This is a genomic window from Streptococcus caecimuris (assembly GCF_943193075.1).
GTDB classification, from domain to species: Bacteria; Bacillota; Bacilli; order Lactobacillales; family Streptococcaceae; genus Streptococcus; species Streptococcus caecimuris.
The window spans coordinates 126,980-139,532 of sequence record NZ_CALPCT010000001.1 but is presented as its reverse complement, the minus strand read 5'-3'; the positions used below and the strand labels follow the sequence as shown (position 1 = coordinate 139,532).

Below are 12,553 nucleotides of genomic sequence, written 5' to 3'. Positions count from 1 at the left end.
TTTTCTTTTTATAGAAAATAGAAAGTAGGACCAGATGAAGTTAGACACGATTCATCATATTGCCATCATTGGACGGGAGCGCGACGCTATGCTGCACTTTTATGTGGACCAGTTGGGCTTTGCGATTGTCAGTGAGTATGACCGTCCCGAACGCGGAGATATCTTGATCAATCTCCGTCAGGGGGAGCTGACTTTAGAACTCTTTATCAAACCGAAGGCCCCAGAACGGCCTAAGCTCCCCTTGCCCGAGCATGCGGGACTGCGTCATCTGGCCTTTCAAGTGGACGATGTAGAGACCTATCTAGCTAGATTGGATCAGCTAGGTATTGAGAATACAGGCCTTCGCTATGATGATTTTGATGGCAAGAAGATGGCATTTTTCTTCGATCCAGAAGGATTGCCTTTGGAAATACATGAGTGAGGAAAGCAATGGATAGATTAGAAGGACTCAGTCAGGAAGAAGTAGCAAAAAAGATCCAAGAGGGCAAGCAAAATAAGGTCACGATTAAGACAGAAAAAAGTATTGGGCAGATCATTCGAGACAATGTCTTTACTTACTTTAATCTGATTTTCCTGGTCTTAGCGGTCTTGCTGGTAGCAGTGAAGTCTTGGAACAATCTCTTGTTTGTCCCGGTCGTCGTGGTCAACTCCTTGGTAGGAATTGTGCAGGAAGTCCGCTCTCGACGGATCTTGCGTCAGATGCAATTTCTACATATGAGTGAGGCGATCGTTCTTCGAGAAGGAAAAGAAGTCGCTCTACCTATCGATCAGCTGGTGGAGGGCGATCTAGTTCGCTTTCAAGCTGGAGACCAGATCTATGCGGATGGGGTCTTGCTGGAGGGCGATCTAAAAGTCGATGAGTCGCAATTGACCGGTGAAGCCGATGAGGTCAAAAAAGGAGCACAAGACGCACTCATGTCAGGTAGTTTTGTGATCGCTGGTCAAGGTTTAGCGCGACTAGAAAAAGTTGGGAATGACTCCTACATCAACCAATTGAGCCTGGAAGCCAAGCAAGTCAAGTCTCATGAGGAGTCTGACATGGTCCATGCGGTCAATCGTATTGTGGGGATCATTGGTCTCCTTATCATTCCGCTAGGTTCGCTCCTTTTTCTTCGCAGCTATATCAGTCTAGGCGATAGTCTCAAGCTTAGTGTGACTTCAACAGTCGGGGCCTTGATTGGGATGATTCCAGAAGGCTTGTATCTCTTGATGACCTTGGCACTGGCTCTTGGTGCTGTCAGATTAGCCAAGGAAAAGGTCCTGCTCAATAGCATGAAGGGGATTGAGACCTTATCGCGCGTGGATATCCTTTGTGTCGATAAGACGGGGACCATTACAGAGCCAGGTATGGAAGTGACAGAGATTCGTCCAGTTAAAGACGCTCAAGACTTGGAGGCCCTAGCTCAGTATGTAGGAGCTAGTATGGATCAAAACGATACCATGGATGCCATCCGAAAATTTCACAAGACACAAATAAGCCAGCCTTGGAAGGCTCTCGACATTCAGCCCTTTACGTCTAAGAAAAAGTATGGGGCGATTGCCTTTGAATCGGGGATCTATGTATTAGGTGCACCAGAGTTTGTTTTACGAGAGGGCTTCTCTGAGGTTGAACAAGAGATAGCTCCTGCTACTCAGGCAGGCAATCGGGTCTTGGCCTTTGGGAAATATAAGGGAGATCACCTGGGAGAGACTTTAGAGGCTCCTGTAGACTTGGTAGCCTGGATTATTCTCTCCAATCCTTTGAGAAAAAATGCCAAAGAAACCTTCACCTACTTCAAACAACAAGGAGTGACCATTAAGGTCATTTCAGGGGACAACCCTGCTACAGTCTCAGCTATTGCACAAAAAGCAGGCATTGAAGGAGCAGAGGATCTAATCGATACCAGAACCTTACTGACGGAAGAAGAATTGCACCAGGCGGCGAGCCAATATACGGTCTTTGGTCGGGTGACACCAGAGCAAAAGAAAAGCCTTGTAGAAGGTTTGCAGGCAAAGGGGCATAAAGTCGCCATGACTGGAGATGGCGTCAACGATATTCTTGCCCTCAAAACAGCGGATTGTAGTATTGCGATGGAATCTGGAAACGATGCGACCAAGAAGATGGCGCAAGTGGTCTTACTGGATTCTGACTTTGGGAAGATGCCGTCCATCGTGGCAGAAGGGCGGCGGGTGGTCAATAATATTCAACGATCAGCCAGTCTCTTTTTGATCAAGAATATCTTTTCTATCTTGTTGGCTATCTCAGTGACGCTCTTAGCCTTTACCTATCCCATCATGCCATCGCAGATGTCTTTGATCAGTGGTTTTACGATTGGGATTCCAGGATTCTTTCTAGCGCTTGAGCCCAATAGCGAGCGCATCAAAGGGCGCTTTATCGAAACGGTCTTTAAAAATGCGCTACCTGCTGCCTTGACGGATTTTATACTGATCTTTAGTTTGGTTTTGCTCTCTTCAGCATTTGGCATGAGGTCGGAAGAGCTCTCAAGTGCAGCCATCTGCTTGATGGCCTTCGTCGGCTTTACCATCATCTATCAAGAATCCCAGCCTCTCAATCACTACAAGAGACTGGTTCTTCTAGGAAATATCCTAGCCTTCTTGGTTTCAAGCAGTATCCTAGGGAAATTCTTTAACATGAGCCCCTTGAGGATCCAAACACTGGTTATCTGCGCTGTCATGGCCGTTCTTGCTCTCATCTTGATCCAAATCTTCAAGAAGTTGGTGGGCTGGTTCTTCCATCGGAAGAAATAAAAAAAAGAGAGTAGGACAGAAATCGGTAATTCGTTAGAATTCGATTTCGTCGTCCCACCTCCGCACAGTTGAGTAGGGCTGTAAAAGCTGATGAAATCAGCGTGGTAGAGACCACTCAACCACTGCGTCTTGATCGATAATCCAAAAACAATTAAGAGGCTAGGACTTTTGTCCCAGCCTCCTTTTGGCATTAGATAAACAAACTAGCGGTTAAGATCAGATAGAGCAAGAAGGTAACTAGAAATCCAGCGCGCCAGAAGTATTTGATAAATTTCGGATAATAAAAACACTTTTTCTTTTTTAAGAAATAAACCGTTAGCCCCAAGGCCAAAAGCGAAAGACTCAAGGCCAGCAGTGGTAAGAGGCTGTGGTAAAAGGCGCTGTCTGAAATCAGGTAGTACTCCAAAGCAAATAAAGGAAAGGCAATATCGGTGGATCGCCATCCTCTTTTTTGGAGTTTAAAGAGGTGAACAATGATGCCGCTCAGAATCAGCGTTAAAAAAATAAATAATACAGAAGCAACTTTGATTAACATAGCTTCATTCTATCATAAAACGAAAAAAAAGTTTACTATATTTTAATTTTTTCTTGCAAAAAAAGAGAAATCGTGTATAATAGAAAGGTATGCACAAAGCATACTTGTGGGAGGTAAAAATCTGTAATTACCGCCAAAACCACAAAGGAGGATTTAAGAAATGGCTAAAAAAGTCGAAAAACTTGTAAAATTGCAAATCCCTGCTGGTAAAGCTACTCCAGCTCCACCGGTTGGTCCAGCGCTTGGTCAAGCAGGTATCAACATCATGGGATTCACTAAAGAGTTTAACGCTCGTACAGCTGATCAAGCTGGAATGATCATCCCAGTTGTTATCACTGTTTATGAAGACAAATCATTCGATTTCGTTACAAAAACACCACCAGCTGCTGTTCTTTTGAAAAAAGCTGCAGGTGTTGAAAAAGGTTCAGGTACACCGAACAAAACGAAAGTTGCAACTGTAACTCGTGCACAAGTACAACAAATCGCTGAAACTAAGATGCCAGATTTGAACGCTGCAAACATTGAGTCTGCAATGCGTATGATCGAAGGTACTGCTCGTTCTATGGGATTCACTGTTACTGACTAATTGTAACAATCCTATTTGCCCGCAATACACTTGATCAAATGACGAGTGACGTGGGAGATGAAAATCGATATGACCACATTACAAGGAGAAAGATAAAATGGCTAAAAAAAGCAAACAACTTCGTGCTGCTCTTGAAAAAATCGACAGCACAAAAGTCTACAGCGTAGAAGAAGCTGTAGCTCTTGCAAAAGAAACTAACTTTGCAAAATTTGACGCAACTGTAGAAGTTGCATACAACTTGAACATCGACGTGAAAAAAGCTGACCAACAAATCCGTGGTGCAATGGTATTGCCAAACGGAACTGGTAAAACAGCTCGCGTTCTTGTATTTGCACGTGGTGCAAAAGCTGAAGAAGCAAAAGCTGCTGGTGCAGACTTCGTAGGTGAAGATGACCTTGTTGCGAAAATCAACGATGGTTGGTTGGACTTCGACGTAGTTATCGCTACACCTGACATGATGGCTCTTGTTGGACGTCTTGGACGTGTCCTTGGACCTCGTAACTTGATGCCAAACCCTAAAACTGGTACAGTAACAATGGATGTTGCGAAAGCAGTTGAAGAGTCTAAAGGTGGTAAAATCACTTACCGTGCTGATAAAGCAGGTATCGTTCAAGCGATCATCGGTAAAGTTTCATTCGATGATACTAAATTGGTTGAAAACTTTAAAGCTTTCAACGACACAATCCAAAAAGCAAAACCAGCTACAGCTAAAGGTACTTACGTAACTAGCTTGACTTTGACTACAACTCAAGGTCCTGGTATCAAAGTGGATGTTAACTCACTTTAATTGAAATGAAAAGCTGCCTTCGGGTAGCTTTTTTTGTACTCCATTTTTATTTGCTACAGTTGGTAAAACTAATCGGATGGAAAAAAGAAAATTTTGATGGATATGACTATATAAAAAACGTAATTTATGGTAAAATAATACAGATCAAAAAAGGAGAGAGAAAATGGTAGAACCTAAGTATAAACGTATCTTAATCAAGCTATCTGGTGAGGCTCTTGCCGGCGAACGTGGTGTCGGAATCGATATCAAAACTGTCCAAAATATGGCCCAAGAAATCAAGGAAGTTCATGAACTTGGAATTGAAATTGCCTTGGTGATCGGAGGGGGAAACCTTTGGCGTGGAGAACCTGCTGCTGAAGCAGGGATGGATCGTGTCCAAGCAGACTACACAGGTATGCTCGGTACTGTCATGAACGCTCTTGTGATGGCTGATTCGCTTCAACAAGTTGGCGTGGATACCCGTGTTCAAACTGCGATTGCTATGCAACAAGTTGCAGAACCATATATCCGTGGTCGTGCCCTTCGTCACCTTGAAAAAGATCGGATCGTGATCTTTGGTGCAGGGATCGGTTCTCCTTACTTCTCAACAGATACGACCGCAGCCCTTCGTGCAGCTGAGATTGAAGCAGATGCCATTCTCATGGCCAAAAATGGGGTCGATGGTGTTTACAATGCCGATCCGAAAAAAGATGCTTCAGCTGTGAAATTTGAGGAATTGACTCACCGTGATGTGATCAACAAAGGTCTTCGCATCATGGATTCAACAGCCTCTACTCTCTCCATGGACAACGACATTGACTTGGTTGTCTTTAATATGAATGAACCAGGCAATATCAAACGCGTTGTCTTTGGTGAAAATATCGGTACAACCGTATCGAATAACGTAGAAAAATAATAGAAAATAGAGGAAGATTATGGCAAACCCAATCGTAGAAAAAGCAAAAGAAAGAATGACTCAGTCTCACCAAAGTTTGGGACGTGAATTTGGTAGCATCCGTGCTGGACGTGCAAATGCAAGTCTTTTGGATCGTATTTTCGTAGAATACTACGGAGTAGAGACACCATTGAACCAATTGGCATCGATCACCATTCCAGAAGCACGTGTCTTGTTGATCACACCATTTGATAAATCATCTTTGAAAGACATCGAGCACAGCATCAATGCTTCTGACCTTGGCATCACTCCAGCCAACGATGGATCTGTTATCCGCTTGGTTATCCCAGCTTTGACAGAAGAAACTCGTCGTGACTTGGCAAAAGAAGTGAAAAAAGTGGGTGAAAATGCTAAAGTAGCGATCCGTAACATCCGCCGCGATGCTATGGATGAAGCGAAGAAACAAGAAAAAGCAAAAGAAATCACAGAAGATGAATTGAAAGGTCTTGAAAAAGAGATCCAAAAAGTTACGGATGACGCTGTTAAGCATGTAGATGAAATGACAGCTCATAAAGAAAAAGAATTGATGGAAGTTTAATCCATCCCAACCATTACAGGAAAGAAAGACTCAGTTGGCACTGCTGGCTGGGTTTTATTTCCATTATTCTTGTGAAGAGGCAAGAGGAAAGAAGGAAACATGAATACGAATCTAGCAAGCTACATCATGGGAATGGTCATCGATGAAAATGATCACTTCTATTTTGTTCAAAAAGATGGCCAGACCTACGCGCTTGATAAAGCAGAAGGCCCACACAAAGTCGGAGAAAGTGTCAAGGGCTTTGCCTATACAGATATGAAGCAAAAGCTCCGACTCACGACACTTGAAGTCACTGCAACTCAAGAAAGCTTTGGCTGGGGAACGGTCACGGAAGTGCGCAAGGATTTGGGAGTCTTCGTGGATACAGGGCTTCCAGATAAGCAGATTGTTGTCTCACTAGATATCCTACCGGAGATTAAAGATCTATGGCCTAAAAAGGGCGATCATCTCTATATTCGCTTAGAAGTCGATAAGAAAGATCGGATTTGGGGGATCTTAGCCTACCAGGAAGATTTCCAGCGTTTGGCTCGTCCAGCCTACAACAATATGCAAAACCAAAACTGGCCAGCCATTGTCTACCGCTTGAAATTGTCTGGAACCTTTGTTTACCTTCCAGAGAACAATATGCTGGGCTTTATCCACCCAAGTGAGCGCTATGCAGAACCTCGTTTGGGAGAGGTCGTAAATGCTCGCGTCATCGGTTTTCGTGAGGTGGATCGGACCTTGAATCTATCTTTGAAGCCACGCTCCTTTGAGATGTTGGAAAACGATGCACAAATGATTTTAACCTATTTGGAATCCAATGGAGGCTTTATGACCTTGAATGATAAGTCATCTCCAGAAGAGATCAAGGCGACTTTTGGGATTTCAAAAGGCCAGTTCAAAAAGGCTTTGGGTGGCTTGATGAAGGCCAAAAAAATCAAGCAAGACCAGTTTGGAACAGAGTTAATCTAAGAGGAGGCTTATGCGAAAATCGTTTTATACTTGGCTGATGACGGAGCGCAATCCTAAAAGCAATGCTCCTAAAGCCATTCTAGCAGATCTTGCATTTTATGAGTCTGCTTTTCCCAAGCATACAGATGACTTCGACGAGGTCAGTCGCTATCTAGAAGAGCATGCGAGCTTTTCCTTTAATCTTGGCGATTTTGATGCGATTTGGGAAGAATACCAAGCCCACTAGAAAAGGACAGGTCGAGGATGGTTTTTTCTCGGCCTCTTTGTTATAATAATAGAAAAACACAGGTAGAGAGGTTCTTTATTTGCAAGAACATTCAGTTGAAATTACATTAACGCATCCAGACGATCTCTTTCATTTGTTTGGATCTAACGAACGCCATCTTCGTTTGATGGAGCAAGAATTTGGGGTGACTATTCATGCCCGGACAGAAATAGTCCAAATCATTGGGGAAGAAGAAACCTGCGAGCGAGTTCGTCAAGTCATCCAGGCCCTTTTGGTCCTCGTCAACCGTGGCATGACCATTGGAACGCCGGATGTGGTGACCGCCATTACCATGGTGAGAAATGGGGAATTGGATAAGTTCATCGCTCTCTATGAAGAAGAGATTATCAAGGATAGTTACGGCAAGCCCATTCGGGTTAAAACGCTTGGTCAAAAGATCTATGTCGATAGTGTCAAGAACCATGATGTTACTTTTGGGATTGGACCAGCGGGGACTGGGAAAACCTTCCTAGCAGTGACTTTGGCTGTGACTGCCCTCAAGCGTGGTCAAGTCAAGCGGATCATTTTGACTCGTCCTGCTGTTGAAGCTGGAGAGAGCCTTGGTTTCCTACCAGGGGATCTCAAAGAAAAAGTGGACCCTTATCTACGACCGGTCTATGATGCTCTATACCAGATTTTAGGGAAAGACCAAACAATTCGGATGATGGAGCGGGAGATTATCGAGATTGCGCCTTTGGCTTATATGCGGGGGCGGACCTTGGACGATGCCTTTGTCATCCTCGATGAAGCGCAAAATACCACCATCATGCAGATGAAAATGTTTTTGACCCGTCTTGGTTTTAACTCTAAGATGATTGTCAATGGAGATACTAGCCAGATTGACCTTCCTCGAAATGTCAAATCCGGCTTGATTGATGCCCAGGAGAAATTGAAAAATATTTCTCAGATCGACTTTGTGCATTTCTCTGCCAAGGATGTTGTTCGCCATCCTGTAGTAGCAGAAATTATCCGGGCCTACGAGCCCATCCCAAATTCAGTGCTCAAAGAAGAATCGGATGTGGAAGAAGAAGAATAAAAGAAAAGGCAAAGATCATCAGATCTTTGCCTTTTTTATGTTAGAAATTAAACCAATTCATCGATTGGTGTGAAGTCGCGCTCTAAACCAGTAGCAACAGGTTGGCTTGTGATATGGCCTTGGTAAGTAGTGACACCTTGGCGCAAGCCTTCATCGAGGGCAATTGCCTTGTGGAAGCCATTGTCAGCTAAAGCTTCAACATAAGGAAGGGTCACATTGGTAAGGGCGATAGTAGAGGTACGTGCGACAGCCCCTGGGATATTGGCAACGGCATAGTGGAGCACGCCATGTTTTTCGTAAACTGGTTCCGTATGCGTTGTGACACGGTCTGCTGTTTCGATAACACCACCTTGGTCAACGGCCACATCGACGATGACTGAACCGGGACGCATTTGTTTGACCATATCGTCTGTCACTAATTTAGGAGCTTTAGCCCCAGGAATCAAGACAGCTCCGATGACAACATCGGCATCACGGACGCTGGCTTCAATGTTAAATGGATTGGACATAAGGGTTTGGATTTGGTGACCAAAGACATCTTCCAGAACAGCCAAACGTTTAGCACTGATATCTAAGATGGTCACTTGGGCACCGAGTCCAAGGGCGATACGAGCTGCGTGGGTTCCAACGACCCCGCCTCCGATGATGGTAACTTTTCCTTTGGGAACACCTGGCACCCCACCTAGGAGGACTCCTGATCCACCTTCTTGTTTGGTCAGGAAGTGAGCACCGATTTGCACGGCCATCCGTCCAGCCACCTCACTCATTGGCACCAAGAGTGGCAATTGTCCATCTAAGTCTCGAACGGTTTCGTAGGCTACACCAGTTGTCTTGGCTGCAACCATGGCATCTGCTAATTCAGGAGCAGCAGCCATGTGCAAGTATGTGAAGAGCAAGAGGTCTTCGCGAAGGAAGCCATATTCTTCAGCGAGGGGTTCTTTGACTTTGACCACCATCTCAGCGGCCCAAGCTTCTGCAGCAGTCGCAACGATGGTTGCCCCTTGCTTCGTGTAATCTTCATCCGCAAAGCCAGAACCAAGTCCGGCATTTGTTTCCACCAAAACGTGATGACCTTTCTTCACCAAGCTTTGTACGCCTGCAGGTGTCAAACCGACCCGATTTTCGTTGTTTTTAATTTCTTTAGGAATTCCAATGAGCATTCTTGCCTCCTTGCTCAGATTTAGGTGTAAAAAGGCCATTGGTGTGAGATGGCTCTCTTGACTCAATGACCTTTTCACTCCTTATCTGATTGTTTTGATTGATTTAATTGTATAGAAAAGTGGGTTAAAAAGCAAGAAAAATTTGAGCTTGCCTTCCTTTATGTTATTTGCTAAACTAATCCCTAAAGAAGGAGAGTCAAATGGAAAATTTATATGTGAAGTTAGCGGCTTATCGAGAAATAGAGACTGAGCGCTTGCACTTGCGTCCGGTCACTCTTGAAGACGCACCGGCTATGTTTGAGTATGCTTCTGATGAGACAGTTACGCGCTATACCTTTGCAACCAATCAAAGTCTAGAAGAGACGCGTAATAATATTGCCCTCTTATACCTAGCGAGCCCACTTGGAAGATGGGGGATCGAGCTCAAAGAGAATGGAAAATTTATCGGGACGATTGATTTACTGGATTTGGATCTTTGTCTGAAGAAGGGGAGTATCGGCTATGTTCTGAATAAAGACTATTGGAACCAAGGTCTTGCGACAGAGGCTACCAAGGCAGTCATTGCCTTGGCTTTTGAACAGTTAGGGATGAACAAGCTCATTGCTGTTCATGATCAGGACAACCCAGCTTCTGGACGGGTGATGGCCAAATCAGGGATGAAATATTCTCACGAGGAGCCCTACGCGATGCTAGACTTGCATGAAGAAGGGAGAATGGTGACGAGAATTCATTATGTCCTCACGAAGGAAGAATATTTGGCAGAAAAATGAGTCAGGATATTGACAAAAGACCTATCTCCATGATATAGTAGATAGGTACTGCTGGTTTAGCTCAGTCGGTAGAGCGCATCCATGGTAAGGATGAGGTCGCCGGTTCAATCCCGGCAACTAGCATAGCAGAAGAGGGAAGCTTAGAGAGGGTCTAGGCTTCTTTTTTTGCGAGTCCATCTTTAAAAGTCCGGTTTTTTCAACAATTTTCAAAAAAACGTTGACAAGCACAGAAATACGTGGTAAAGTTAGAACAACAAAGAGAAAGGAGAAAACCATCATGAACAAAGTAGATGTTTTGATGACACAATTGAATACACAGCTTCTCCAATCTCAGTTGAGTTCGATGTAAACTATAAATGGAACCCAAGATGGAGGAGTCTGTCTTGGGTTTTTTGTATGCATTTTTGCCTGCCTTAACTGAATTGGTGATAGGCATCAGAAGGCCCAAGTGTGGACTGAGACTGCTCTCAGCTCCTTGCTTGGGTTTTTCTGTGCCATTTTGAAAAGGAGAATATATGATCAGAGCTATTTGGGAGTATATCAGGGAGCGCAAGTGGCGATATGTGAAGATCGCTATGGTCCTGATTCTTTATGATTACACCTTATTGATCCCGACGCAAGTCATCCAGCGCTTAGTGGATCATTTGAGTCAGCAGACGCTGACGCAATCCAACTTTGTATGGGATATGGTCCTCTTGGTGGGATCAGCTATCCTCAATTACCTGACGGCTTTTTATTGGCAGTTGCGACTTTTTCAGTCGTCAGTCCATTTCAAGGCGACCCTTCAGGGACAAGCGTTTCGTAAGCTAGTAGCTATGCGGCGTCCCTTTTTTGAGAAATTCCGTTCAGGAGATCTCTTGACGCGCTTTACGACGGATGTGGATGGGATGGCCGATATGGCTGGTTACGGGATGATGGTGCTCCTGTTTGGCGGTGGCTTGTTTGCCTTTATTATTCCGACCATGTTTTTCATTTCTTGGCAATTAACCTTGATTTCCTTTATTCCCATGATCTTCCTCGTCGTCTCTACCTATTTTTTGAGTAGAAAGCAGGAGGAGTATGTTGAGCAAAACCGGGAAGCAGTCGCTCAGTTGAATGATGAAGTCTTGGAGTCCATCGAAGGAATCCGGGTCATGCGGGCCTATAGTAGACGGGACCAGCAAGTCAAACAGTTTCAGAAAAAAACGGCCAGTCTATCCAAAACGGGGGATAAAATTGCCTCTATCCAGTATTCTTTTGGACCTTTAGCCCTGTTGTTTATTGGATTCTCGACAGTCTTGCTCCTGCTATTTGGAGGCCAGTCCCTGGCAAGCGGGCAATTGAGTCTTGGGAAATTATTGGCTTTACAGCTGTATTTGGTCTTTTTAATTGAGCCTATGTGGATGATGGCGGACTTGATCTTGGTCTACCAGACAGGGCAAATGTCCTATAAAAAATTAAAAGAAGTGATTGATGAAACGGATGATCTGGAGCCAGATGGTTCTCACTACCTAGAGCAGATTGATTTGGTGCAGTTTAAGGACTATTCTTTCAGCTATCCTGGTGCTGAGCGAAAGAGCCTATCAGGCATTGATTGGACTATCCAGCGAGGACAGACGGTTGGAATTGTTGGTCGTACCGGAGCAGGAAAGACAAGCTTGGTTCGACAATTCTTGCGGCAGTACCCAGTTGGTGAGGGAGAATTCTTGGTCAACCAGCAACCGATCGTGGACTACAACCGACACTCCATCGAAGAAAAAATTGGCTATGTTTCCCAAGAACATATTTTATTCTCCAAGTCTATCCGTGAGAATATAGCGTTTGGTAAAAAAGGAGCCAGCCAAGAAGACTTGGTGGAAGCAGTAGCCCAAGCTGCTTTTGCGGATGATCTCGAGCGGATGTCTCATGGAATGGACACCCTGATCGGTGAGAAAGGGGTCTCTGTGTCAGGAGGTCAAAAACAACGGATCTCTCTGGCGCGTGCATTCTTAAGAGATGCTGAGCTCTTGCTGTTAGATGATTCCCTTTCGGCGGTGGATGCGAAGACCGAACAGGCCATTATTGACACGATTCAAAAGGAACGAAAAGACAAGACGACCATCATTGTTTCCCATCGTTTGTCGGCTGTTCATCAGGCGGATTGGATCATCGTCTTGGATCAAGGGCAGATTGTAGAAGAAGGCAGGGCTAGTGATTTATTGGCTCAAGAGGGCTGGTATTATGAACAATACCAACGGCAACAAAAACAGGAAGGAGAATAA

At 44.5% G+C, this 12,553-nt stretch carries 13 protein-coding genes and 1 tRNA gene; 12 read left to right on the top strand and 2 right to left on the bottom strand.

What is annotated here, in order from left to right; genetic code table 11:
• Positions 1 to 34: 34 nt before the first annotated feature.
• Complete coding sequence (gene gloA2 / locus NFR56_RS00670; protein ID WP_251457057.1) at positions 35 to 421, top strand: SMU1112c/YaeR family gloxylase I-like metalloprotein; 387 nt, start codon at positions 35 to 37, stop codon at positions 419 to 421.
• An 8-nt stretch (positions 422 to 429) separates the two neighbouring features.
• Positions 430 to 2,748, top strand: coding sequence for an HAD-IC family P-type ATPase (locus NFR56_RS00665; RefSeq protein ID WP_251457055.1), 2,319 nt, complete (start codon positions 430 to 432; stop codon positions 2,746 to 2,748).
• A gap of 190 nt (positions 2,749 to 2,938) precedes the next feature.
• Here NFR56_RS00665 and NFR56_RS00660 read toward each other — a convergent pair whose 3' ends face one another.
• Positions 2,939 to 3,283, bottom strand: coding sequence for a DUF3397 family protein (locus NFR56_RS00660; RefSeq protein WP_023918773.1), 345 nt, complete (start codon positions 3,281 to 3,283; stop codon positions 2,939 to 2,941).
• Positions 3,284 to 3,443: 160 nt separating this feature from the next.
• Between NFR56_RS00660 and rplK the strand changes: the two genes are divergently transcribed.
• From rplK to NFR56_RS00625, 7 genes are all read left to right on the top strand, one after another.
• Positions 3,444 to 3,869 carry a 50S ribosomal protein L11 gene (rplK, locus tag NFR56_RS00655; protein ID WP_003005369.1) on the top strand — a complete coding sequence of 142 codons (426 nt, stop codon included), beginning with the start codon at positions 3,444 to 3,446 and terminating at the stop codon, positions 3,867 to 3,869.
• Between the two features lie 97 nt (positions 3,870 to 3,966).
• A complete protein-coding gene (gene rplA / locus NFR56_RS00650) occupies positions 3,967 to 4,656 on the top strand; it encodes a 50S ribosomal protein L1 (RefSeq protein ID WP_003005355.1) in 690 nt (229 codons plus the stop codon).
• Positions 4,657 to 4,819: 163 nt separating this feature from the next.
• Complete coding sequence (gene pyrH, locus NFR56_RS00645) at positions 4,820 to 5,551, top strand: UMP kinase (RefSeq protein ID WP_003005706.1); 732 nt, start codon at positions 4,820 to 4,822, stop codon at positions 5,549 to 5,551.
• Positions 5,552 to 5,570: 19 nt separating this feature from the next.
• Positions 5,571 to 6,128: a ribosome recycling factor gene (frr, locus tag NFR56_RS00640; protein WP_003005165.1), complete on the top strand. Its 558-nt coding sequence runs from the start codon at positions 5,571 to 5,573 to the stop codon at positions 6,126 to 6,128.
• A gap of 99 nt (positions 6,129 to 6,227) precedes the next feature.
• Positions 6,228 to 7,082 carry an RNA-binding virulence regulatory protein CvfB gene (gene cvfB / locus NFR56_RS00635; RefSeq protein WP_134974125.1) on the top strand — a complete coding sequence of 285 codons (855 nt, stop codon included), beginning with the start codon at positions 6,228 to 6,230 and terminating at the stop codon, positions 7,080 to 7,082.
• A gap of 10 nt (positions 7,083 to 7,092) precedes the next feature.
• Positions 7,093 to 7,308 carry a YozE family protein gene (locus NFR56_RS00630; RefSeq protein ID WP_251457053.1) on the top strand — a complete coding sequence of 72 codons (216 nt, stop codon included), beginning with the start codon at positions 7,093 to 7,095 and terminating at the stop codon, positions 7,306 to 7,308.
• 79 nt (positions 7,309 to 7,387) lie between these two features.
• On the top strand, positions 7,388 to 8,383 hold the full coding sequence (locus tag NFR56_RS00625; RefSeq protein WP_070588779.1) for a PhoH family protein: 996 nt from the start codon (positions 7,388 to 7,390) through the stop codon (positions 8,381 to 8,383).
• Between the two features lie 47 nt (positions 8,384 to 8,430).
• On the opposite strand, the gene ald is transcribed toward NFR56_RS00625, so the two are convergent.
• Entirely contained in the window at positions 8,431 to 9,543 is a 1,113-nt protein-coding gene (ald, locus tag NFR56_RS00620) for an alanine dehydrogenase (protein ID WP_134974123.1), read from the bottom strand.
• Positions 9,544 to 9,743: 200 nt separating this feature from the next.
• Here ald and NFR56_RS00615 point away from each other — a divergent pair, with 200 nt between their 5' ends.
• The 3 genes from NFR56_RS00615 to tetA(46) all read left to right on the top strand — a co-directional run bounded on the left by NFR56_RS00615 (position 9,744) and on the right by tetA(46) (position 12,553).
• On the top strand, positions 9,744 to 10,313 hold the full coding sequence (locus NFR56_RS00615) for a GNAT family N-acetyltransferase (RefSeq protein ID WP_223141686.1): 570 nt from the start codon (positions 9,744 to 9,746) through the stop codon (positions 10,311 to 10,313).
• A 50-nt stretch (positions 10,314 to 10,363) separates the two neighbouring features.
• Positions 10,364 to 10,436, top strand: a tRNA-Thr gene (locus NFR56_RS00610).
• Positions 10,437 to 10,828: 392 nt separating this feature from the next.
• Entirely contained in the window at positions 10,829 to 12,553 is a 1,725-nt protein-coding gene (gene tetA(46), locus NFR56_RS00605; RefSeq protein ID WP_118095433.1) for a tetracycline efflux ABC transporter Tet(46) subunit A, read from the top strand.

What these genes read in the sequence shown, in the direction of transcription:
- gloA2 (WP_251457057.1), top strand. Translation starts at nt 35, where the DNA reads ATGAAGTTAGACACGATTCATCATATTGCCATCATTGGACGGGAGCGC.
- NFR56_RS00665 (WP_251457055.1), top strand. Translation starts at nt 430, where the DNA reads ATGGATAGATTAGAAGGACTCAGTCAGGAAGAAGTAGCAAAAAAGATC.
- NFR56_RS00660 (WP_023918773.1), bottom strand. Translation starts at nt 3,283, where the DNA reads ATGTTAATCAAAGTTGCTTCTGTATTATTTATTTTTTTAACGCTGATT.
- rplK (WP_003005369.1), top strand. Translation starts at nt 3,444, where the DNA reads ATGGCTAAAAAAGTCGAAAAACTTGTAAAATTGCAAATCCCTGCTGGT.
- rplA (WP_003005355.1), top strand. Translation starts at nt 3,967, where the DNA reads ATGGCTAAAAAAAGCAAACAACTTCGTGCTGCTCTTGAAAAAATCGAC.
- pyrH (WP_003005706.1), top strand. Translation starts at nt 4,820, where the DNA reads ATGGTAGAACCTAAGTATAAACGTATCTTAATCAAGCTATCTGGTGAG.
- frr (WP_003005165.1), top strand. Translation starts at nt 5,571, where the DNA reads ATGGCAAACCCAATCGTAGAAAAAGCAAAAGAAAGAATGACTCAGTCT.
- cvfB (WP_134974125.1), top strand. Translation starts at nt 6,228, where the DNA reads ATGAATACGAATCTAGCAAGCTACATCATGGGAATGGTCATCGATGAA.
- NFR56_RS00630 (WP_251457053.1), top strand. Translation starts at nt 7,093, where the DNA reads ATGCGAAAATCGTTTTATACTTGGCTGATGACGGAGCGCAATCCTAAA.
- ald (WP_134974123.1), bottom strand. Translation starts at nt 9,543, where the DNA reads ATGCTCATTGGAATTCCTAAAGAAATTAAAAACAACGAAAATCGGGTC.
- NFR56_RS00615 (WP_223141686.1), top strand. Translation starts at nt 9,744, where the DNA reads ATGGAAAATTTATATGTGAAGTTAGCGGCTTATCGAGAAATAGAGACT.